The organism is Pseudoalteromonas prydzensis (assembly GCF_011050055.1).
Taxonomy (GTDB): Bacteria; Pseudomonadota; Gammaproteobacteria; order Enterobacterales; family Alteromonadaceae; genus Pseudoalteromonas; species Pseudoalteromonas prydzensis_A.
On record NZ_DRGM01000215.1, the window covers coordinates 1 to 22,285 of the forward strand.

The window sequence follows — 22,285 nt, forward strand, 5'->3', positions numbered from 1 at the left end:
CAACTGCATTATGGACAGATCAGTGGTAACGAGCAATTAAAAGCGCATATTTGTGATTACTTATACAAAGCGCGTAATTTAAACGTAAGCGACGTATTGATCTGCAATGGCTCGCAAGAAGCACTGTTTTTAATCGCCAAAGCGTTTATAAAACAAGATGATTTTGTTGCTGTAGAAACGTTAGGTTATCCGCCAGCAAGGCAAGCCTTTGCAGCTTGTGGCGCGCAGCTTATCGATATTAAGCAGGATGATGAAGGCTTATGTGTCGATGATTTAAAAGCCCAGCTGGAATGTTATGCAATTAAAATGCTGTATTTAACGCCGCTGCACCAATACCCAACCACTGTTACCCTATCACCTACGCGGCGCTTGCAAATTTATCAACTGTGTTATGCCCATAACGTGATGATCATCGAAGATGACTACGACCATGAATTTCATTATCGCTGTCAGCCATTACAACCCATGGCTGCAGATGACCCCGCAGATATTGTTATTTACCTATCGACGTTTTCAAAGATTATGTTTTCAGCCGCACGTATCGGTTATATCTGCGCAGCGCCTGAAGTATTAGCGCAATTAACCGCATGGAAGCAGCTGATGAACCATAAGAACGATGTGCTCATGCAATTAGCTGTCGCACACTGGATGAAAGAAGGTGGCTTTGAACGGCATTTAAAACGTATGACCAAACTGTATAAACAGCGCTATGAAGCGATGGATGCCTATTTAATGGAGCTACAAGCACTTTGGCATCCTATTGAATATAAAAAGCCCGACGGTGGCATGGCGATGTGGGTCAACTTTAATAAAGATACTCGTCACTTAAAAGCACAGTTAGCAAAGCAAGGTGTGTACTTACAAACCGAAGCCGAGTTTTACTTTACCAACTCAGTACGCAGTTTAAAGCCTGTAAACTATAGCTATGCCCGACTTGGTTTTGCAGGGCAATCGAGCGAGAACATGCAGCAAAGTCTACAGCTGGTAGTGCAGGAGTTGTATGCCAGTGTACGAAAATAATATAGTAGAAAGTTAAGCATAGCATAGATAACTTTATTGCTATTACTTTAGTTATTAATTTTTCATAAATTGGATCTACATATAACTTTAACTCTGCTAATAATCAGTCGGTTAACCCTATAAAAATATGATTAAAAACAGAGCTAACATGTAGTGGGGAGTAGGGGCAGGTCTTTCTTTTTGACTTTTATAGTAGACCTGATAATCATATAGAAAGCTCCCCGAGTTTTTCGATACAGTGAGAGGTGAGTTAGAAGCGAGGAGATTTATATCTGCGTATTTGGATGATAAAAAGCGTGGGGCTTATACGGTAAGCCAAGAAGCTGTTGTGATATCTGAAAAGCGAACGGATATTAGGCTGCAAGCCACCAGCTTTAACAGTTACGCTTCCATTGAATTAAAAATTGATGATAAGAGTAATAAATGGTCTGGCTCAGCTCTGAGAAAAGCTTTAATTGATCAACTTATAGGGCAATACCTTAATCATGAGAGGTGTTATGTCGGTTGTCTGCTGATAATGATGAGAGAAACCCGCAAATGGAAACACCCTGATACAGGCGAGATGATGACCTTTACCCAAACGGTTGAATGGCTTCAAAGTGAGGCTTATACAATCATGAAGGAAAGAACTGAGCTTCGAGTAATTGTAAAAGGTACAGATTACGCAAGTACAGCGAACGAGTCGCACTCTTAAGTTGGTATTATAATTTTCGGGACTAGCTGGCCTGAATTGGCCAGCTCAGTGGACATTGGTTTAAGTGCTTTGATTTGAACTAGATATGCTTTTGTAATGTTGCTATGTATCTAGACGTTAGGAATGAGGCAAATAATAAAGCAATAAATGGTATGTATGCCCCAGCTGTAGGATAAAAGTCAGGTTGGTCAAAATCGACAGTGGCACCAACTAAAATACCTTGTATCAGATTTTATTCTAAGTTTTTGAATTTGTTATTTTAATCTAAGAGTAATCATCAAGCAAACTTTCTAGCTCTTTGCTTGGGAACAAACCTGCCCATTTTTGTTGATTGGAATTTATGCAATACTTTTTGATGGCATCAAATTGAATTTCTTTACCAAGGATGTGGACTGAGTCACCCACATAATTTACCTCAACATAAGCGATAGGGTCCTTTCTAGAGCTCTTTGTGCCCCAAACGACAGATGATATAGAATCGCACTGTACTTTGTAAGGCACAATACAAGTGTTCAAGAGTGGCCAGTATCTTCGGCTACTTGAGATGGTAGCTTCAATAAACGCTGTAATTGACTTTCTGTTTGCCCCGCTGAAATCACTAAGTGAATCACAAACTTTTGAACACTCCTTCCTCAATATACTGTAGTATGTATCTGGTCGATTTGAAAAAATGAAACCGAGATAATTTTCACTAACTTTATCATTGTCAGTATATTCTGAAGACTCAGTGAGCTTTGTTAGCTTAAATAATTTTTTAACAAAAGTTGCTAGTTTTTCCTCATTATCAATTTTTGGATTTTCTAAAGAACCTACACACATTTTAGATAAAAATGGTACTGGAGTTTTTTGTTGTAATAAAAACTCTTTAGTAAGATTGTCACAGAACGCATTAATGGATTCATTTTTGCTGAAAATTTCTTTAGGTAGCATTGCTTTAATAAAGCCCTGAAACTCTTTCATCAGATCGCCTTCGATCTTATCTTTTGACCTCTTTAAGTTGTCATTAAAAGTGTGATTTGGCCCATGGTGCTCAATACTATCCACTGGTTTACACTGATATTTTGTTATTTGTTCAAATGTTGAGCGCATTCCATAAATAAGCGCTTCTGCGTCTTCACCAAAGCACTCTTTAGAATGATGATAATATTTAAACCAGCTTGGTAATGAAGTCGAGATTCCGAAGTCAACAGACTTGCCTGTAAATTCCATATTAGAGGTTAGGAACCTTCCAGACCATAACCTTAGAGCACGCTCAGCTCCTTTTTGTTTAATAATACCCTTCCACATTTGTTCGAAAAAACCTGGGTTCATTCTGTTAAAATATTTGGAATAAAATTGAACTCTTTTAGCATCAATTGGTTGCGAACTTTGATTCAAATTAGGGTTATGATCATAAAAAATACTCCTTTCAAAATGAGCAGGACGAATGAAAAAAGGACGTATAACTAAAGCGACTCTTTTCAGCGCTCTATCCTCTTCGAAGTAAGCTTTAGTACCAGTGTCAATTATTGCTAAGATGGGTACGCTTTGGTTGGGAAGTTCATGAAAAAAAAGCTCTGAGTAGATAACTTCTCTAATTGCTTCCCCCAATTCAATCAGACCATTGCTGTGATCAGAGTCTGCATAGATTGAAGTGAGTGCCGTTCTACCGGTTCCTTTAATTATATATTTATTTTTTATTGAACATCGACCACTGCCACCAAAATGACTACCCCCAGTTGCGCCATACCTATCAGTAATTACAGTTTCTGTCGACGAGAGAAAGCCTGCTTCATTTTGTGCATCGGTAGGCTTTCCAAATGCATATTCCTTAAGTACTTTTTTCTCAAATACCTCAATGTCGCTTGGTTTTTTTATATCAACCCCTTCCTCAATAAGCCACCTATAATTTAACCATGCAATACTAGGGTTTTTATAATGCCTTACTTGATGGTTAATAAAGCATGAGCTATTAAAATTTTCCAGTTGCATAATTAGTTACCTTAAAATCGAGGTTTTCATTTTGATTATAATTTTTTACGAATGTCAATATACTTGGTGTAATTTCCTTTAACCCGAACCGACTTTATACCACGTAGGAAAATAGGGTTGTTTCTTATTAGAAATAGTAGCGCTCGTAGGCTATCAGGATAAGGTGCTACAACATCAGTAATCCAACAAATAGTCCCTTCATTCCACTCATCTAATCGTAAACTAGAAATTTCTCGGCCATTAGCAAGCTGACCTGCTACCCGAGCAGTACATAATGCATAAGTAATATAAGCCCTAGGGGCTCCAGTGCGTTCACAAAAAGCAAAACAAACCTGACCCAATCTAAGTGGATGAATTAAATGGTGATACACCGCAGCTATCGACAGCTTCGCTCTTCCTGTTGCATGTAGTAACTCTGTTGAATATCCCATAGTCTCAGCAACGCGAGAGTACGCCGAATTCTTAGGTGATAAACTAAAGTTTTTCATATGTCTTTCTTCCTAAAGTTCCATATCCTTACTTCCTAATTTGGAGATGTTAGAGTGTTTTACGAACCATAAACATTATGTTAATTTAATTTGCAAACGTTTGCAAACGTTTGCAAATTGATTTAAGTTGTTTGTTAATTGATTGAGGATGCTTTATTTATACTAATTTTTGAAAGCCATTTAATTTTAATGGATAACAAAAGGGTACGGCAATTTAATTTTTTTAATCTTGTCAATAATGCTCTTCCTATCTGTGTGGCGAACTATAGCCACTATTTTAATAAGTGGAGTAAGTAGGCTTTATTAAGGTGTGAACATATTAATAACTAGCCAAGAAAGCTTTAACTTCTCATAGCAAATATAAGAATTAAAAAGTGCATACAAGGTTTCTTGAGTACCATAATGGGATTCGAGAATTTATTGAAGTTATTCATAGTGAAAGAATAGTTATGGAAGATGTAGAAGAAAATTTTTTTAGAAAAGATGCAGTTGAATCTTTATCAAATAGAAGTTTTGGTAACCCAATTGCCCGAATGCCAAGAGTTTGGATGTGTTTCAGTTTGTTTGTTGTAATTGTTATTGCTTTCACCTTCTGGTATTTGCTTTCTTCACAATACTCTAGAAAAGAGGTTGCTTTAGGATGGTTGGTGCCTGACGAAGGGGTAGTCAGTATCACTTCAGGTCGTCATGGTGTCGTTTCAAAGTTAAATGTCATTGAAGGCCAGGTTGTCTCTGCCGGAGAGGAAATAACAACTTTGGTTTTTGATGGAAGTGTTATTGGTCCTAACTCTACAACAGACTTATTACTTCAAGAAATGTCTAAAGAGCGAAATGAAATTAAGCGTCAAATCAGAATTCTGACTGAAAGCGTTCAGCTTGAAGAGAGTAAAGCAAGAAATCAGGTTCAATCGTTAACTGATCAGTTAACATATCTCAGCTCTCAGCTGGATTACCAAAACGAAATTATTGATATAGAGAAAGAACTGCTCTTAAAAATTGAGAAGCTTAATGCTGAAGGGTCTATATCTACTTTAGAGCTACAGCGTCAAAGAGAGAGCTATGCAGTGCAAAAGCAAACCCTTCAAACCCTGCTGCAAAATATTTCTCGAATGAAAGCTGAAAAGAAGCAGTTATTAGCACAGGTTGAAAGACTCCCTCTAGATCATGAGAAGTCAATTTCAGAGTTTAATACACGACTATCAGGGCTGTTCCAGCGGGAAACAGAATTGTTAGCTCAAAATAAAAGAGTGATCACGGCTCCGATTGAGGGGACTGTTGCTTGGCTAGCTGCTCAACCAGGAAGCTCTATCACACCAAACTCGACATTAGTCACAATCATCCCAAAAAATACAAATATGTTTGCTGAAGTATTTATTCCCTCAAATGCTATAGGTTTTATTGATATGGGTAAAGCTGTGCGTGTCATGTTTGATGCCTTTCCTCACCAAAGGTTTGGCTCTGTAAGTGGACACGTTTCTCATTTAGGTAGGGTGGCGTTAAGTGAACATGAGTTACCACAACAGATTAAATTAGAAGGAGCAACATATAGGGCAAGAGTTCAGCTGGATCATCAATTTATAAATGCTTTTGACAGAGAGTTTCAGTTTCGTCCTGGAATGACTTTGCGAGCAGAAATTATCTTAGAGAACAGAAGTTTTTTAGAGTGGCTGCTCGAACCAGCATTTGCACATAGGCAAAGGCAGAAAACTTTGGAGGGACTCCAATGAAGTTGCCATATTTAAACTTGTCAGGTATGAATCGACTTCCACTGATTCATCAATCGACTTCAGCAGAGTGCGGCTTAGCTTGTTTGGCTATGATTTCCAATTATTTCGGTAACCGTATTGATTTAATTGAGCTTCGTAGAAAACATAGTTTGTCTATTCGTGGCATGAAATTAAAGACACTAGTTGATCTTGCGATCGAATTGGAGTTGGGCTCAAGAGTATTGCGTTGTGGCCTTGAAGAGCTAGCTGCTCTCCGTACCCCATGCATTCTGCATTGGGGCTTTAATCACTTTGTTGTCTTAAAAAAAGTGACATCTAAATGGATCGAAATTCATGATCCGAGTGTTGGCTTTCGTAGGGTACTCCTGGAAGAGGTTAGTCGAGAGTTTACAGGTATTGCTATTGAACTTACACCAACTGAAAATTTTAAAAAGAAGTCAGCACCATCTGAACTTAAATTGTTTGATTTAGTAAAGTTTGATCGACAACTATTTGGAAGCTTTTCTCTAGGGCTTTTGCTTTGTTTAATTGTTGAAATATTGCTGCTTGCCTCACCATTTTATATGCAAGTTGTCATAGATGAAGTGCTGATGAAAGGAGACAAACTGCTCCTTGATGCTATAGCCATAGGTTTCGGCTTTGTAGTGTTATTCTCTGTGGTATCAAATATTCTGAGAAAGTTAACCTTCCAGTTTATTGGGCAAGTTTTATCATTTGATATGTCTTCAAGAGTGTTTCAGAAGCTATTGTCTTTACCAGTAAACTATTTTTCCAACCGTCAAACAGGGGATGTACAACATCGAGTTAGCTCGCTCAATCAGGTGCAATACTTTTTAACCACAGGTGCCCCAGCTCTGTTAATGGATAGTGTTTTTTCTATCTTAATCTTAACTATCATGTTTTTTTATCATTCGTCACTTACTTTTGGAGTGTTATTAGCTGTTGCTGTCTATTGTTTTTGGCGATGGCTGGTTTTCGGGATGATGAAACGGGTTGCGGGAGATTTAATTATATCTGAAGCGGCAGTTGAAACAGATCTATTGGAAACTCTCAGAAGCATGCCAACACTAAAACTATCGGCAATGGAAGCACAAAGAGAAGCTAAATGGCGCAACTTACAAGCAAATAAAATTAATGCAAATTTACGAGTCGGTAATCTAGATATTGCTAATCAAGGGGTCAATGAAGGAATATTTCAAGGGCTAAGAGTTGTAATTATATTCGTTGCAGCAAAGTTGGTGTTGGAAAATGGCTTATCAATCGGCATGCTAACCGCTTATTTAGCATATTATACCCGCTTCAGCCAACGTATAGTTGCCCTCATAGAAGAAATTGTACGTTTTAAACTTCTGTCAGTTCCATTAAATAGAATCTCCGACATTGTATACAACAAGCCAGAAGATGCGGGTCTTAATGGTTTGCGTAATAGTTCACTGAAGGGAAAGTTAGACTTACGCGGAATAGCCTTTACTTATGGTGCTAAAGAGGCGCCAGTATTGCGTCGAATACAACTAAGCGTTGCTGCGGGGGAGTTTGTAGCAATTGTTGGCCCATCAGGTACGGGGAAATCTACACTATTAAAAATTATAGCTGGCATTGAAAGTACTAACACAGGGCAAGTACTTTTCGATGAACGTCCTGTGAGTCACTGGAATCGAAATGAGCTGCGTCGTCAAATTGGCGTAGTGCTTCAAGAAGATAGCCTGTTTCGTGGCACAATCGCAGAGAATATAGCTCTTTTTAGTGAAGAGATCGATATGGAACACGTTAAATTTGTGTGTTACCAATGCGCTATAGCAGTTGAGATCGAGTCTATGCCAATGAGCTATGAGAGTCTAATTGGTGATGTTGGTACCAGTCTCTCCGGCGGGCAAAAACAACGCATATTACTTGCTAGAGCTTTGTACAAAAAACCAAAAGTATTGTTACTTGATGAAGCTACTTCACATCTTGATTACCAAAATGAACAAATTATTGCATCCACTCTCTCAAAACTAGGTATCACAAGAGTTGTCGTTGCTCATCGTCAGGAAACAATAGAGTCGGCAGATAGAGTACTCATTCTTAAAGATGGGGTTCTGGTAAATAAAAGTATTGAGCGCCTAAAGCAGCAAAGTTTAAAAAATACATCCCACTCGTCCGATGCCGGACATAATTTAATAGCTAAATACTAAGGAGAAATAGTATGAGGGAATTAAGCCAAGCAGAATTTGACAGTCGGTCAAATGCTATTTTCGGAGGTAATAATGAAGATATAGAAGTGATTAGTGTTTCAGGGTCATTTTTACCTTACACCGCTGAATGGGCTGCTTATATGTATTCAATGAATGACAGATTAGCAAATTCATCCACAATGATCGATGTTGGTAATCTGGATATCGATGTAACTTTAGATAGTGACGGCGATTACAGTATTGATAGCTTCATTGAAGATATCAAGGACATGACCGCTGATGAAAAAGCACAGTTCTCTAAAGCTCTAGCTGATCTTTCCACAGTTATTGGAGGGATTGTTGAGTCTGCTATTGCGAATGGCGCTGACATATCTCCACAAACACTCGATAGATTGAGTAATTTAGGAAAAGGTATAGGTGCTATCGGGACTGCGATTGATGCTGGGCTGATAGCAACTAAATTCTCTAATGGCGACTACTCAACTGGAACTATTGCTGATGCATTAAATATAGTTGCAACAGTCGCTGTTGGTACAGCTTTAGGTGGCCCCGTTGGTTTTGCAGCAGCATTTGCGACAGCATTGTTTGGTGATGAAGTAATTGAGTTTGCGCTTGATGCTGCAGTTAGCGCTGGTCAGTTAACTGTCGAACAATACAATGAAGTAGTGAATAACATTGCACTTTCTATGGATTCTTCAGGAATGGACTTTGGAGATATTGAATACTGGAAGGCTTTATTTGCTATCCCTGATGTCGGTATAGGGGGAGGGTGGAGTGAGTAGGTCGCAACTTGCTACTTAACATCTTTAAAATTTATGCAGGCATGTTTTTGTATATGTCTGCTTTAGACAATAGGTATGATAATGACAAATAAAAAACATGAACGCTCAAGAAACTGCCCTGATTGTGGGTGGAAGTTCCCAATATCTAAGGTAAGTGCGCCAATAGACAGAGTCGATGGAAAGACTTTCAACTGTCCAAATTGCAAAGCGGCCCTTGTATACCGCACAAGTACAGGCCAGATGTATCGAATTTTCACACTTATGACACTTCCAGCCATCATCTTAGCGTTTATTTATAGAAATAGCCCTTTATTTGAAGCCGTTGGGACCTTTGTGGTTTTGCCGTTAGCGATAATTGCAGCTGTCGTATGGCGTCGTAGCGAGTATATTGAACGTATTAAGTGACAAAACCTAAAAGACTTTCAGCTATTTCAAATAGTTTGACTGCTAAATAAGCATGCAACGGAGGTGAGCTCTTTATCTTTATCTCAAAGTTTCTTAACTAAAAAGATATTTTTGAACCATATTCCCGAATTCACATTATATAAATTAAATTTTCGCCTCTCCTATGAACTAGGTGTTGAGCTTGGTAATTAATAGAGGCGAACCACAATATCAGTCCATAGTTGATAAACCTTCCTAGTGAATCTACATTCCAATTAACATGCTATTAAAAAAGTAACTGGGGTCACCCATTAGAAAGTTCCGGTCAAGTAGGCAGCTGTGTTTTCTTGATCTTTTTATTCAAAAACCAAGTTTTGGGTACAGTTTTATGGCAGTGATGGGCGCTCTTATGTTTACTATTGTGTAGTACAAGTGCATTTTCTCAAGGGTATTTAACCCCATTAGGAAGTGGTATTGAAATTGATAAATATCAATTTTTGGGTGAGAGTTCTGGCGGAATGGTTGTGTGGTTGAAAGGCCCTATTTTTAGTAATTCGGATAGTTGTAAAGAAACAGAAAAAGTATATATAAAAAATAGTTTACCTCAATATAAGAATATGGTCGCTGCAATCATGGCTGCGCATGCTCAGGGTAAAAAAGTGGGGTTTTGGTCAACAGGGTGTGCCACAAACTATTTTTGGGGAGGCTCGGTGACATTCCCTTTAGTTCGCGATATGTGGGTTACTGATTAGCTCTTTAAAACCCTCGTTATTTTTATCATTGAACTCACAGTTATTTTAATTGTAAATCCTCACTATCAAAATAAAGTGGTTTTAAAGTACCACAGTTGGCAAATTTATAGGTGAGTTCCCCAATACTTGGGACGCGTTTTGATGTGCGAAATTTTTGCAAACAGGCATTGGTTAAATCTGCAAAAATAAGGTGATTAAAACTCGGTGCTTGGGTAATTTTATGGATATAAATTCGCTCATTATTTTTGAGGGTGATCATGTCGTATTCTTGCCACTGTGATGATTCGTTCAAATCAGTTAATTCCCGCGCATAAAGTAATTTACTCATTACAATAGGTCTATGTTGATAAACCAAACTGCCATCGCGCTGGTAATGTCCGGCATACACATCTGCCGTAATTGTTAGTTCTTCGCCGCGCATTAGGCGTTGAATATTAAACGGTTGTGGTTTGATAGTAATAAGCTCTGCATCACGTACTAGGCTTAAAAAAGCGACATCTGGGTTTTCAATTTGATAAACGACTTGCACATCGTGAGGTAATTTATAAGTTGGTAGGTTAACTGCAAAAATACGCGAGCCCTGATTAACGAGCGCCATGGCATGCTCTGCATTGTAAGCTGGGTTAATCGGCGGAAGTTCTTCTTTTACAGCTTCTTCGGCGTTGGCAATACTCGACATAAATGCAAGTAACAAAATAAACAACAGTCGCATAATAATCTCAATAACGGTATGAATTTACAGTGTAGTCAAAAATACTGTTTTAGCAGTTTTATAGTTTGCTTAAAAACGGGCAGCTTGCTCTACAACGATGGCGTGGCGTTTTGCAAGGCGCAGATGATCTTTGTCATAGCCACCGCCAATCACTGTCGCTACTGGAGTATTACTTTCAAGGCAGCGTTTAAGAACCAGATGATCGCGCTTTTCAATGCCTTGCCAGCTTATATCAAGCTTGCCTAAACCATCTTGTTGCCAAATATCGACACCCGCATCATAAAGTACTAAATCAGGGCTAAGTTCTTTGAGTAAAAAGCGCAAGGTATCATCAACAATGCCTAAATATTCATCGTCTTGCATATTGTTGGCTAAACCAATGTCGAGATCGCTGCTCGATTTACGAAATGGGAAGTTTTTTTCACAATGAATTGAACAGGTATAGGCATAAGGTTGGTGTTGTAACATGGCTGCGGTGCCATCGCCTTGGTGTACGTCTAAGTCAAAAATCAATACATTAGTAACTTCACCCGATTGGATCAGCGTTTGCGCAGTAAAGGCTAAATCGTTGACCATACAATAGCCAGAGCCAAAATCGCTGTGGGCGTGGTGTGTACCGCCTGCTAAATGGCATGCAATGCCGTGTTTAAGGGCTAAGCGCGCAGTTTGCAACGTGCCAATTGGCGCGGTAAAAGTACGTGCCATTAATTGTTCAGACCACGGTAGCCCAATGCGACGCATAGCTTTATCACCTAAGCGGTTATGCCATAAATCTTGAATGTAATTATCACAATGTACCAATTCAAGCACCTCAGGGTTGCCAAGTTGAGGTGTTATAAGATTGCTATTAATTAATCCCAGCGCTTTGACTTGCTGGTATAAATTAGCAAACTTACTCATAACAAAGCGATGATTAGGATCAAAGTTAAACGAATAGTTGGGATGGTAAACCAGTGGTAGATGTGGATTTAGCGCCATAATCAGATTGTGTTGCGAATTTTCTCTAGGGTAACCTACTGGATAACTGCAATCCAGTTACTTGCTTTACGCTCCATGGATCAAACTCTCAAGTTCACGATGCAATAAATCATCATCGGCGAGATTCAACTCAATTAAGCGTTTTAAATGGGTGATACTATCAATATCAATATGGGTGCATTTTAAGCCGATATGCTGCTGCTCGATATGACAAATAGTGACCGTCATCGCGATGATGATATCGCTTTGTGGAAGTTTAAAGGCCAAAATAGCACTACTGTTTTTTGCAAAATTAAACTCATTATTGCGACTAACTAACGCACCATTTAATGAGATATCAAGTAATTGGCACGGATAACTGTGGGTATTATTGGTTAAATGCGCAGGGGTTGAAAATAAAATGCGCGTGTAATGTCGGCGATTTTTCATTGTTACTCCTTTTAGTTGCATTAAGTTAAGTATAGCGTGTTTTTTAGTCAATATGTGTGATTAAGCTGAACTCTGGATAGTGAATCTCTGACCTAGACTTCAGGTTAATCAAAAAAGCCCCACATAAATGCGGGGCTTAAAATATGTTTAGAACTTAGAACTAGAACTTAACCTATCTTTTTGTACTTAATACGCTTAGGTTGCGTAGCCGCAGTGCCTAAGGTCTTTTTAAGCCATTCTTCATATTCAGTGTAGTTACCATCGAAGAAGTTAATTTGGCCTTCGTCACGGTAATCAAGAATATGTGTTGCAATACGGTCTAAGAACCAACGGTCATGCGAGATACACATAACGCAGCCTGGGAATTCTAAAATAGCGTTCTCAAGGGCACGTAATGTTTCAACGTCCAAATCATTGGTTGGCTCATCCAGCAGGATAACGTTGCCACCGGCTTTTAATAACTTAGCTAAGTGTAAGCGGTTGCGTTCACCACCTGACAAGTCCTTAACAAATTTTTGCTGATCGTTACCTTTGAAGTTAAAGCGACTAACATAGGCACGGCTTTGGAATTCAAAGTTACCAATTTTTAGTACGTCTTGGCCGTTTGAAATTTCTTGGAAAACAGTATTGCTGTCATCCATATTGCCACGGAACTGATCAACGGTTGCCAGTTCAACCGTTTCACCTAGGTTAATTTCGCCGCTGTCTTGTTTGTCTTCACCGCTAAGCATTTTAAACAGCGTTGATTTACCCGCACCATTGGCACCGATAATGCCAACAATTGCGCCTTTCGGCACAGTAAAGCTTAGATCATCAATCAATACACGATCGCCAAAGCTTTTCTTCAAGTTTTTAACTTCAATAACTTGATCACCTAAACGTGGTCCAGGTGGAATAAATAGCTCGTTGGTTTCATTACGTTTTTGGTAATCAGACTGCTGCATTTCAGTAAATTGCGCCATACGCGCTTTTGACTTAGCTTGACGACCTTTTTGGTTTGAACGTACCCACTCAAGTTCTTGTGCAATTGATTTTTGACGGGCTTTTTCAGATTTTTGCTCTTGTTGTAGGCGAGCATCTTTTTGCTCAAGCCAAGAAGAGTAGTTACCTTCCCACGGAATACCTTCACCACGGTCAAGCTCTAAAATCCAACCTGCAACATTATCAAGGAAGTAACGGTCATGGGTTACCGCCACAACGGTGCCTTCGTAATCATGTAAGAAGCGCTCAAGCCAGGCTACAGATTCAGCATCTAAGTGGTTAGTTGGCTCATCGAGGATAAGCATATCTGGTTTTTCAAGCAGTAAACGACAGATAGCGACACGGCGACGCTCACCACCTGACAAAAATTCTATTTTAGCATCCCACTCAGGTAAACGTAGGGCATCGGCGGCGCGCTCTAATACGTTATCGATGTTATGACCGTCGTGGGCTTGAATAATGGCTTCAAGCTCACCTTGCTCTTTGGCAAGTGCGTCAAAGTCAGCATCTTCCATCGCGTATTCGTTATATACTTCATCAAGACGGTTAAGCGCGTTTTTCACTTCGCTGACTGCTTCTTCCACAGTTTCACGAACCGTTTTGCTTTCATCTAGAATAGGCTCTTGCGGTAAGTAACCAATTTTAGTGCCCGGTTGAGGGTATGCCTCACCTTCAAACTCTTGATCAAGGCCGGCCATAATACGTAGCAGCGTTGATTTACCAGAACCGTTTAAACCAAGGACACCAATTTTTGCGCCCGGGAAAAAATGCAAAGAAATATCTTTTAAGATAGTGCGTTTAGGTGGCACAACCTTAGATACTCGACTCATCGAGAATATAAACTTATCAGGTAAAACCATGAAAGGAGCCTTCAAATAATAATAAAAATTTCAATGTTGTATTGTAGTGGCTGACAGGTGAAACAGTCAACGAAACTACAAAATTGGCTGGGTGTTTTGAGCAAATAGGTTAACGATTTTAAATTCATTTGGACATCTAAACATCTAGAGGTTGAAATTTCCAGCTATCCGTTCATAATTAGCCATTGGTTAATTATGCCTTGGAGATGAGTATGCCTATTACCGTTAAAGATGAATTGCCCGCAATTGCGAAGTTACGCCAAGAAAACGTGTTCGTCATGCCAAAAAGCCGTGCTAAAACGCAAGAGATCCGTCCAATGCGGTTGGCGATTTTAAACTTAATGCCTAATAAGGTTGAAACCGAGGTGCAGTTTATTCGTTTGCTTGCTAATTCACCCTTACAAGTGAATGTAGAGCTACTACGTTTAGACACTCATCGCAGCAGTAGCAACTCAGAGCAGCATTTAGACACTTTCTACCGTTATTTCTCTGAGGTGAAAGACAACAACTACGATGCATTACTCATTACCGGCGCACCATTGGCACATTTAGAATACGACGACGTAGCCTACTGGGATGAACTAAAAGTAATTTTAGATTGGGCGGAGCAGCATGTAACCTCAACATTATTTTCATGTTGGGCGGCCCATGCGGGTTTATTTCATCATCATAATTTAAAGCGTGAATTAAAAGAAAATAAGCTCTGTGGCGTGTTTACTCACAAATGTTATTTTGAACATGGCGCCTTAACCCGTGGTTTTGACGACACCTTTGTAGTGCCGCACTCGCGTTATGGTCATATTGATATTGAAAAAATTAACGCCTGTGATGACCTAGTAGTACTGGCAGGCTCAGAGCAAGTAGGCGCTTACTTAATAAAAAATAAATCCGGCAGCCAAGTGTATATTACTGGGCATCCTGAGTATGATGCCGACACTTTAAAAGGCGAATATCAGCGCGATTTAGAAAAAGGCCCCGATGCGCCACTGCCAGAAAATTACTTTCCAGATAACAACCCAGATAACGAGCCGTCGAAAACTTGGCAAAGCCATGCCTTTTTGCTTTTTTCGAACTGGTTAAATTATTATGTGTACCAAACCACACCCTATGATATTAATTTAGTTAGCCAAGCCGTAAGGACTAACAACTATGCCGAATAATTTAGAAAACAAAAGCGCCGAGTTAATTGAAGCGCTACAACAGCGTATTTTAATTCTTGATGGTGCTATGGGTACCATGATCCAAGAGCATAAACTAGAAGAACAAGACTACCGTGGCGAGCGCTTTAAAGACTGGCATGTGCTAATTAAAGGTAATAATGATTTATTAAGCATTACACAACCAAAAATAATTGCTGATATTCATCGGGGCTTTTTAAATGCCGGTGCCGACATTATTGAAACCAACACCTTTAACTCGACCACCATTTCGATGGAAGATTACGACATGGCCAGTATCAGCCGTGAAGTAAACTTAGAGTCGGCTAAATTAGCGCGCAGTATATGTGATGAATTTACAGCTAAAAACCCTGCTAAACCGCGTTATGTAGCAGGGGTTTTAGGGCCTACTTCAAAAACCTGTTCGATTTCTCCGGATGTAAACGATCCAGGTTATCGTAATATTACTTTTGATAAGTTAGTCACCGCGTATGTTGAATCAACGCTTGCGCTGATGGAAGGTGGCGTTGATTTAATTTTGATAGAAACCATTTTTGATACGCTTAATGCAAAAGCGGCGTCGTTCGCGGTGGAAGAAGCGTTTGAGCAGGCAGGGCGCAAGTTGCCGGTGATGATCTCTGGCACCATTACCGATGCATCAGGGCGTACATTATCAGGGCAAACTACCGAAGCGTTTTATAATTCGATTCGTCATATTAAGCCGATTTCAATTGGCCTCAATTGCGCGCTTGGTCCAGATTTATTACGTCAATACGTAGAAGAATTATCGCGTGTTTGTGAAACTTACACTTCAGTGCACCCAAATGCAGGTTTGCCCAATGAATTTGGTGAGTATGATTTAGAGGCCCCTGAAATGGCAAAAGAAATAATCGATTGGGGTAAGTCTGGCTTTATCAATATTGTTGGCGGTTGCTGTGGTACTACGCCCGCGCACATCAGGGCATTTGCCAAAGGGCTTGAAGGGGTTAAACCTCGCCCATTGCCAGAGCTTGAAGTGCGTATGCGCTTATCAGGCCTTGAAGCGTGTAATTTAAACTAAGGTAGCCGAGATGACACAAAAAATAGCAGTATTTACCAACGTTGGCGAACGTACCAATGTGACCGGCTCAGCCATGTTCAAACGTTTGATCATGGAAGAAGATTACGAGAGTGCGCTTAATGTTGCCCGCGAACAAGTAGAAAACGGCGCACAGGTTATTGATATCAACATGGACGAAGCCATGCTGGACTCAAAAGCCGCCATGGTGAAGTTTTTAAATTTGATTGCCTCCGAGCCTGATATTTCTCGTGTGCCAATTATGGTCGACTCTTCTAAGTGGGAAGTCATTGAAGCTGGCTTAAAGTGCATTCAAGGCAAGGCAATTGTAAACTCAATCTCGCTAAAAGAAGGTGAAGAGCCATTTATTCGTCAAGCTAAAATTATTAAGCGTTTTGGCGCCGCCGCTGTGGTTATGGCGTTTGATACCGACGGCCAAGCAGATACAGCCGATCGCAAATTTGAAATTTGTCAGCGCAGTTACCGCATTTTGGTGGATGAAATAGGCTTTGCGCCAGAAGATATTATTTTCGACCCGAACATCTTTGCGGTAGCCACCGGTATTGAAGAGCACGACAATTACGCCGTTGAATTTATTGAAGGCACCCGCCGTATCAAGCAAAACTTGCCACACTGTAAAGTGTCGGGCGGGGTATCGAATGTATCGTTTTCATTCCGTGGTAATAACCCCGTGCGAGAAGCCATTCACTCAGTGTTTTTATATCACGCCATTCAAGCGGGTATGGATATGGGCATCGTAAATGCCGGGCAACTCGCTGTGTATGATGATATTCCGGCAGAGCTGCGAAAAGCGGTTGAAGATGTTATTTTAAATACCGACCCCGGTGCCGGAGAACGCTTAGTTGAGCTGGCACCAAAATACTCAGGCATGGCACAAGCTGAGCGCGTTGAAGATTTAGAATGGCGCACATGGCCGGTTGAAAAACGCCTTGAACATGCCCTTGTTAAAGGCATTACTACCTTTATAGATGAAGACACCGAAGAGTGCCGCGCTGCGGCCGATAAACCTATTCACGTAATTGAAGGGCCATTAATGGACGGCATGAACGTAGTAGGTGATTTATTTGGTGCCGGTAAAATGTTTTTACCGCAAGTGGTTAAATCGGCGCGGGTAATGAAGCGCGCGGTGGCCTATTTAGATCCATACATTGAGCTTGAAAAAGAAGTTGGCTCTACCAATGGTAAAATCGTGATGGCAACGGTGAAAGGTGATGTTCACGACATAGGTAAAAACATCGTGGGCGTGGTACTACAATGTAATAACTACGAAGTGATCGACTTAGGCGTAATGGTGCCTGCCGATAAAATACTGCAAACCGCCATTGATGAAAAAGCCGATATTATTGGTTTATCAGGGCTTATTACACCATCGCTTGATGAAATGGTGCATGTTGCCAAAGAAATGAAACGTCGCGGCTTTGAACTGCCGTTAATGATAGGCGGTGCAACTACCTCAAAAGCCCATACCGCCGTTAAAATAGAGCCGCAGTACGACAAAGGCGTGGTGTATGTAAATAACGCCAGTCGCGCCGTGGGTGTGGTTTCTAACTTATTATCAAAAGAGCATAAAGCTGAATTTTTAGCAAAAACCAGCGCTGAATATGTGAAAGTACGTGAGCAGCAAGCACGCAAAAAGCCACGCTCAAAACCGGTGACTATTCAACGTGCCCGCGATAACGCCGCACAACTTGATTGGGATAACTACACCCCACCAGTGCCGAAAAAGCTGGGTGTGACCGAGTTTAAAAATGTCTCGATCAAGACGCTTCGTAAATACATAGACTGGACGCCATACTTTATGACCTGGTCAATCGCCGGTAAATACCCACGTATCATGACTGATGAAGTGGTTGGCGAGCAGGCGCAAAGCTTATTTAAAGACGCTAACGAGATGTTAGACGACCTTGAAAAGTCAGGCAGTTTGCAACCGCTTGGCGTAATTGGTTTGTTCCCAGCTAACCGCGTGGGTGACGATATTGAAATATACACAGACGAAACGCGCAAAGAGCTGCTAACCACGTCGTGCCATTTACGCCAGCAAACCGAAAAAACCGACTTTGCTAACTATTGCTTAGCTGATTACATAGCACCAAAAGGCACGCCTGATTACTTTGGCGCGTTTGCGGTAACCGGTGGTCTTGAAGAAGACGACCTAGCCGATGCGTTCGATGCTAAGCAAGATGACTATAATAAAATTATGGTCAAAGCGGTTGCCGATAGACTCGCCGAAGCCTTTGCAGAGTACTTGCACGAACAAGTACGTAAAGAGTATTGGGGTTATGCCCCAGACGAAAACCTCGCGAATGAAGATCTTATTCGTGAAAACTACCAAGGTATTCGCCCAGCACCCGGTTACCCAGCGTGTCCAGAGCACACTGAGAAAAAGAAAATCTGGCAGTTACTCGATACCGAACAACGCATCGGCATGCAACTCACCAGCTCCTACGCCATGTGGCCTGGCGCCGCTGTATCGGGTTGGTACTTCTCACACCCAGAGGCTAAATACTACGCCGTAGCAGCAGTACAAAAGGATCAGGTTGAAGACTACGCTAAACGTACCAACATGACATTAGCAGAAGCAGAGCGTTGGTTATCGCCTAACTTGGGGTATGAGCCGGAGTAAAAGAAGCTGTAAGCTTTAAGCGATAAGTTATAAGTAAAAAAGCGAGCCAAATTAGGCTCGCTTTTTTATAGTCAATTTTTTAATTTAACAAAACGTAAATTTAAAAATTTACGTTGATGATTTTTCTATAGCATGTAAACTTAATATATGAAAATTAAGTTTAGGTGTTGTTATGGCAAGGTTTAGAGTTCCAAAACCCTTAAATGAGTTGTTATCTGCTACATCTCATGAGGAATACATCCCTCTCTTAGGCCAGTTCGGCCCCACTGATGCGAAAGGAAAATACCTCCATTGGGATAAGTTTATCTGGCGCGTACCAAAAGGTACTTCGGAGCAAGGAGCTTGGGTCGCTACTAAACTAGCAAGAAAAACGATATCAAAAACAATTGAGTTAGTAGCAGAACAAGAAAAAAAATTTAGTTATTGTATTCCAGATTCACTGCATGCATTACTTCATCAGATCGATAAGCTATCAGGTGGCGGCCATGCAATTGGTGATGGTTCATTTATTACGACAAAAGAAAAAGATAGGTATTTAGTAAAAAGTTTGATGATGGAAGAAGCTATAACGTCTTCTCAACTTGAAGGGGCATCCACAACGAGGAAAATAGCTAAAGAAATGCTTGAAACTAAAAGGTTGCCCATTGATAAATCAGAACAAATGATTTTCAACAATTACCTTTTAATGAAAAAAGCGTTAGAAAGAAAAGATGAAGAGCTCTCTATTGATTTAATCCTCGAACTCCATGCTATTGCTACTTACAAAGCTATTGATAATGATGCAACACCTGGCGCTTTAAGAGAAGATAATACGATTGCAGTTTCAAACCTCTATAATGAACTAGCGCATGTGCCACCCTGTTATTCTTCTTTAAAGGAGAGGTTGCTTTCTTTATGTGATTTTGCTAATGAAAAACATGATGGTCCAAATAGTGATACATTTATTCACCCATTAGTTAAGGCTATTATTTTGCATTTCATGATTGGTTATATCCATCCATTTGGAGATGGTAATGGCAGAACTGCTAGAGCTATTTTTTATTGGTATATGCTTCGTTCCGGTTATTGGCTATTTGAATATGTATCTATTAGCAAATTAATCCAAGAGAAGAGAAGCGACTATGATGCTGCATATATTTATACAGAAACGGACGAATTCGATTTAACCTATTTTATTTATCATCAGGTTGATGTTGTAATGAAAGCGGTAAATTCATTGAATTCTCATATTGAGTCTAAAAAAAGTGAGTTTTATCAATTTATGGAGTGGATTGAAAAAAGCCCGCTATCGAAAAACTTTAAACGAGGTCAGTTAGAACTACTTAAAGAGGCTGTAAAGCAGCCTGGTAGAATCTTTACTGCAAAACAAGTTTCAGTTGAATTTGATATAAACGAAAACACTGCTAGGACTTATTTAAATGGATTAGTTGATAATGACCTTTTAGTTGCTACGAAGAGCAAAAAAAGTAAAGCTATTAGGTATGTCTCTCCGGCAGGCTTAAGAGAAAAGTTAAAGTTATAAGGGACTCAATTACATTGAAAATAAAGGACTATAAATGAAGTTTCTTAATTATATCGCCTTGAGCTTGGCTCTGTTATTCAGCGCTCATAGTTTTGCGCTGGAGCAACAATATCACCAGCACATTGCTGCTATTATTGCCGCGTTTAAAGATAACGATAAAGCAGCTATTTCCTCACATATTCGTTATCCGCTTTCCCGCGCATATCCAGTGCCTGCGATTAATGATGCAGCTGAGCTAGTCGAACGTTTCGATTATGTGTTTGATCGGCAACTCATCGCACAGATTGCCAGTTCAAATATCGATACTGATTGGGATAAAGTGGGCTGGCGCGGCATTATGCTAAATAGTGGCATCGTTTGGGTTGATAGCAACGGTAAAATTATCGGTATAAATTACCAAACAGCCAAAGAGCAGTTGCTAGCGAAACGTTTAATAGCAGCTGATAAACAAGCGCTGCACCCAAGTGTTAATACTTTTGCAGAGCCTATTTTAGATTGGCAAACGGCTAAATTCCGTATTCGTATCGATGACTTAGGGGATAATAACTATCGTTATGCTTCTTGGGGAATTGATAAAAACCCCAGCGATAAACCAGATATTATCTTAGTGAATGGCGGTATAAAGTTTGACGGCAGTGGCGGTAATCATAGTTACACATTTAAAAACGGCCGTTACAGCTACGTATTACAAGTCACGGTAATTGGCTGTGATACCTCACCACCAGGTTGGCTTGAAGTATACAAAGACGATAAGCTGCTATTATCTGAAGATGTTGTAAAAACTGAAAATACAAGTAAGTTTTAGTTTGTTACAAAAGGGGAGGCTGCTCCCCTTAATACCATGAGCCTATAATCGGCTATTAAATTTTGGCTTTAACAAACGCCGCAATGGCGTCGTCTTGGCAATGCGCGAAGAAGCACTCTTGAAAACGAGCACCACCAATAGCTTGCTGAATAAGCTCAGGGTCAACCGCTTCCAGTGCACTTAGGTAATCTTTAGCTACATCCGCTTTTAGTTGATTTAAAATTCCTGCATTTGTCACTTGAGATGCTTTACGCTCAGCTGGGTAGCCTTGGCCTTTTTCGCCAGTAAATGCTTTTTCGAATATGTATTTAATATTAAGTTCTGCGCCCCAGCCAAAGCCTTTGGCGTATGGTAAAGCCAGCGCATTGCCATTGTTTATTTGCGCAAACAGGTAAGCGTCGGAAGGGTCGATACAATAACCACATGTCACGCCAGGAAATGCGTTACTTGCCATCAACGCACCTTGGCCTGTGCCACAACCTGTTACCACAAAATCCACCGCTTTCGCGTTGAGCAATAGGCTTGCCATAATGCCAAGGTGGATATAGGTTAAACGGTGATCATTATCGCCATCCATACCAACGTTAAAGACTTGATGGCCCTGTGCGTCAGCCACCGTTTGAAGCTGCTCAAGGACAATAGGGTTTTTTGCCGCTTGACTGAATTCGTTCATTAATGCAATTTTCATAATGATGCTGCCAATTTAGTGAATATTAAATTGATTCTATCTATTTTTGCTACCGGTGGCAATAATGCGATGTAGGTCCTAAAATCAATAAGCCTCAGCCTGATCTATCAATACGGGTTTTCAGATAATAAAAAACCGCCAAAACTGGCGGTTTTATTAATTTAAGAAGTTGCGAAAACGCCTATCAATTAATGACCTTTTTCAAAGTCATTTACTTCGCGCTCAGCGTCTTCTTTTGATTTACCGTATTTTTGTTGAATTTTACCAACAAGCTCTTTACGGCTTCCTTCAATTTTATCTAGTTCATCGTTGGTTAGGTCGCCCCATTTACGTTGCGCCTTGCCTTTAAGTTCTTTCCAATTACCTTCGATACGATCACTGTTCATAATTCGCTCCTTATAATGTCGGTTTGTGAATTTACTTCAGTTATAAAGGAGCAAGGCTTGTACCAAAATTAAAC

At 40.2% G+C, this 22,285-nt stretch carries 19 protein-coding genes; 11 read left to right on the forward strand and 8 right to left on the reverse strand.

Annotated features, from left to right (window positions below):
• Positions 1-1,020: PLP-dependent aminotransferase family protein (locus ENH88_RS22680; RefSeq protein WP_304185818.1), on the forward strand; the 1,020-nt coding region annotated here is incomplete at its 5' end.
• 280 nt (positions 1,021-1,300) lie between these two features.
• Positions 1,301-1,714 carry a hypothetical protein gene (locus ENH88_RS22685; RefSeq protein ID WP_304185820.1) on the forward strand — a complete coding sequence of 138 codons (414 nt, stop codon included), beginning with the start codon at positions 1,301-1,303 and terminating at the stop codon, positions 1,712-1,714.
• Between the two features lie 264 nt (positions 1,715-1,978).
• On the opposite strand, the gene ENH88_RS22690 is transcribed toward ENH88_RS22685, so the two are convergent.
• On the reverse strand, positions 1,979-3,685 hold the full coding sequence (locus ENH88_RS22690; protein WP_304185821.1) for a protein adenylyltransferase SelO family protein: 1,707 nt from the start codon (positions 3,683-3,685) through the stop codon (positions 1,979-1,981).
• A gap of 35 nt (positions 3,686-3,720) precedes the next feature.
• On the reverse strand, positions 3,721-4,173 hold the full coding sequence (locus tag ENH88_RS22695) for a toxin-activating lysine-acyltransferase (RefSeq protein ID WP_304185822.1): 453 nt from the start codon (positions 4,171-4,173) through the stop codon (positions 3,721-3,723).
• Positions 4,174-4,622: 449 nt separating this feature from the next.
• Between ENH88_RS22695 and ENH88_RS22700 the strand changes: the two genes are divergently transcribed.
• From ENH88_RS22700 to ENH88_RS22715, 4 genes are all read left to right on the forward strand, one after another.
• Complete coding sequence (locus tag ENH88_RS22700) at positions 4,623-5,900, forward strand: HlyD family secretion protein (protein WP_304185823.1); 1,278 nt, start codon at positions 4,623-4,625, stop codon at positions 5,898-5,900.
• Positions 5,897-8,074 carry a peptidase domain-containing ABC transporter gene (locus ENH88_RS22705; protein WP_304185824.1) on the forward strand — a complete coding sequence of 726 codons (2,178 nt, stop codon included), beginning with the start codon at positions 5,897-5,899 and terminating at the stop codon, positions 8,072-8,074. Before ENH88_RS22700 ends, ENH88_RS22705 begins: the two co-directional genes overlap by 4 nt.
• 11 nt (positions 8,075-8,085) lie before the next feature.
• The gene (locus ENH88_RS22710; RefSeq protein ID WP_304185825.1) at positions 8,086-8,856 is read left to right on the forward strand and encodes a hypothetical protein; all 771 of its coding nucleotides are present in this window, start codon (positions 8,086-8,088) and stop codon (positions 8,854-8,856) included.
• A gap of 803 nt (positions 8,857-9,659) precedes the next feature.
• Positions 9,660-9,992: a hypothetical protein gene (locus ENH88_RS22715; RefSeq protein WP_304185827.1), complete on the forward strand. Its 333-nt coding sequence runs from the start codon at positions 9,660-9,662 to the stop codon at positions 9,990-9,992.
• 40 nt (positions 9,993-10,032) lie between these two features.
• On the opposite strand, the gene ENH88_RS22720 is transcribed toward ENH88_RS22715, so the two are convergent.
• The 4 genes from ENH88_RS22720 to ettA all read right to left on the reverse strand — a co-directional run bounded on the left by ENH88_RS22720 (position 10,033) and on the right by ettA (position 13,952).
• Positions 10,033-10,704: a hypothetical protein gene (locus ENH88_RS22720; RefSeq protein WP_304185828.1), complete on the reverse strand. Its 672-nt coding sequence runs from the start codon at positions 10,702-10,704 to the stop codon at positions 10,033-10,035.
• A gap of 69 nt (positions 10,705-10,773) precedes the next feature.
• The gene (locus tag ENH88_RS22725) at positions 10,774-11,682 is read right to left on the reverse strand and encodes a histone deacetylase family protein (protein ID WP_304185829.1); all 909 of its coding nucleotides are present in this window, start codon (positions 11,680-11,682) and stop codon (positions 10,774-10,776) included.
• Positions 11,683-11,748: 66 nt separating this feature from the next.
• Positions 11,749-12,111, reverse strand: a complete 363-nt coding sequence (locus ENH88_RS22730) for a PilZ domain-containing protein (RefSeq protein ID WP_304185831.1) — start codon at positions 12,109-12,111, stop codon at positions 11,749-11,751.
• A gap of 167 nt (positions 12,112-12,278) precedes the next feature.
• Entirely contained in the window at positions 12,279-13,952 is a 1,674-nt protein-coding gene (gene ettA, locus ENH88_RS22735) for an energy-dependent translational throttle protein EttA (protein ID WP_064665634.1), read from the reverse strand.
• A 212-nt stretch (positions 13,953-14,164) separates the two neighbouring features.
• Between ettA and metA the strand changes: the two genes are divergently transcribed.
• The 5 genes from metA to ENH88_RS22760 all read left to right on the forward strand — a co-directional run bounded on the left by metA (position 14,165) and on the right by ENH88_RS22760 (position 21,137).
• The gene (gene metA / locus ENH88_RS22740) at positions 14,165-15,112 is read left to right on the forward strand and encodes a homoserine O-acetyltransferase MetA (RefSeq protein ID WP_064665637.1); all 948 of its coding nucleotides are present in this window, start codon (positions 14,165-14,167) and stop codon (positions 15,110-15,112) included.
• The gene (locus tag ENH88_RS22745; RefSeq protein WP_304185832.1) at positions 15,102-16,169 is read left to right on the forward strand and encodes a homocysteine S-methyltransferase family protein; all 1,068 of its coding nucleotides are present in this window, start codon (positions 15,102-15,104) and stop codon (positions 16,167-16,169) included. Before metA ends, ENH88_RS22745 begins: the two co-directional genes overlap by 11 nt.
• Positions 16,170-16,179: 10 nt before the next feature.
• Entirely contained in the window at positions 16,180-18,810 is a 2,631-nt protein-coding gene (gene metH / locus ENH88_RS22750; RefSeq protein ID WP_304185833.1) for a methionine synthase, read from the forward strand.
• A 172-nt stretch (positions 18,811-18,982) separates the two neighbouring features.
• Positions 18,983-20,332, forward strand: coding sequence for a Fic family protein (locus ENH88_RS22755; RefSeq protein ID WP_304185834.1), 1,350 nt, complete (start codon positions 18,983-18,985; stop codon positions 20,330-20,332).
• A gap of 34 nt (positions 20,333-20,366) precedes the next feature.
• The gene (locus tag ENH88_RS22760) at positions 20,367-21,137 is read left to right on the forward strand and encodes a hypothetical protein (RefSeq protein ID WP_304185835.1); all 771 of its coding nucleotides are present in this window, start codon (positions 20,367-20,369) and stop codon (positions 21,135-21,137) included.
• A gap of 55 nt (positions 21,138-21,192) precedes the next feature.
• Here the strand turns inward: ENH88_RS22760 and ENH88_RS22765 are convergent, their stop codons facing one another.
• Together ENH88_RS22765 and ENH88_RS22770 are read right to left on the reverse strand one after the other, a co-directional pair.
• Positions 21,193-21,825 carry an RpiB/LacA/LacB family sugar-phosphate isomerase gene (locus ENH88_RS22765; protein WP_304185837.1) on the reverse strand — a complete coding sequence of 211 codons (633 nt, stop codon included), beginning with the start codon at positions 21,823-21,825 and terminating at the stop codon, positions 21,193-21,195.
• Positions 21,826-22,013: 188 nt separating this feature from the next.
• On the reverse strand, positions 22,014-22,211 hold the full coding sequence (locus ENH88_RS22770; RefSeq protein ID WP_304185838.1) for a CsbD family protein: 198 nt from the start codon (positions 22,209-22,211) through the stop codon (positions 22,014-22,016).
• Positions 22,212-22,285: the final 74 nt, after the last annotated feature.

Coding starts and splice junctions, on each gene's coding strand:
- metA (WP_064665637.1), top strand. CDS start 14,165: ATGCCTATTACCGTTAAAGATGAATTGCCCGCAATTGCGAAGTTACGC.
- ENH88_RS22720 (WP_304185828.1), bottom strand. CDS start 10,704: ATGCGACTGTTGTTTATTTTGTTACTTGCATTTATGTCGAGTATTGCC.
- ENH88_RS22730 (WP_304185831.1), bottom strand. CDS start 12,111: ATGAAAAATCGCCGACATTACACGCGCATTTTATTTTCAACCCCTGCG.
- ENH88_RS22710 (WP_304185825.1), top strand. CDS start 8,086: ATGAGGGAATTAAGCCAAGCAGAATTTGACAGTCGGTCAAATGCTATT.
- ENH88_RS22705 (WP_304185824.1), top strand. CDS start 5,897: ATGAAGTTGCCATATTTAAACTTGTCAGGTATGAATCGACTTCCACTG.
- ENH88_RS22700 (WP_304185823.1), top strand. CDS start 4,623: ATGGAAGATGTAGAAGAAAATTTTTTTAGAAAAGATGCAGTTGAATCT.
- ENH88_RS22755 (WP_304185834.1), top strand. CDS start 18,983: ATGGCAAGGTTTAGAGTTCCAAAACCCTTAAATGAGTTGTTATCTGCT.
- metH (WP_304185833.1), top strand. CDS start 16,180: ATGACACAAAAAATAGCAGTATTTACCAACGTTGGCGAACGTACCAAT.
- ENH88_RS22765 (WP_304185837.1), bottom strand. CDS start 21,825: ATGAAAATTGCATTAATGAACGAATTCAGTCAAGCGGCAAAAAACCCT.
- ettA (WP_064665634.1), bottom strand. CDS start 13,952: ATGGTTTTACCTGATAAGTTTATATTCTCGATGAGTCGAGTATCTAAG.
- ENH88_RS22770 (WP_304185838.1), bottom strand. CDS start 22,211: ATGAACAGTGATCGTATCGAAGGTAATTGGAAAGAACTTAAAGGCAAG.
- ENH88_RS22695 (WP_304185822.1), bottom strand. CDS start 4,173: ATGAAAAACTTTAGTTTATCACCTAAGAATTCGGCGTACTCTCGCGTT.
- ENH88_RS22745 (WP_304185832.1), top strand. CDS start 15,102: ATGCCGAATAATTTAGAAAACAAAAGCGCCGAGTTAATTGAAGCGCTA.
- ENH88_RS22725 (WP_304185829.1), bottom strand. CDS start 11,682: ATGGCGCTAAATCCACATCTACCACTGGTTTACCATCCCAACTATTCG.
- ENH88_RS22760 (WP_304185835.1), top strand. CDS start 20,367: ATGAAGTTTCTTAATTATATCGCCTTGAGCTTGGCTCTGTTATTCAGC.
- ENH88_RS22690 (WP_304185821.1), bottom strand. CDS start 3,685: ATGCAACTGGAAAATTTTAATAGCTCATGCTTTATTAACCATCAAGTA.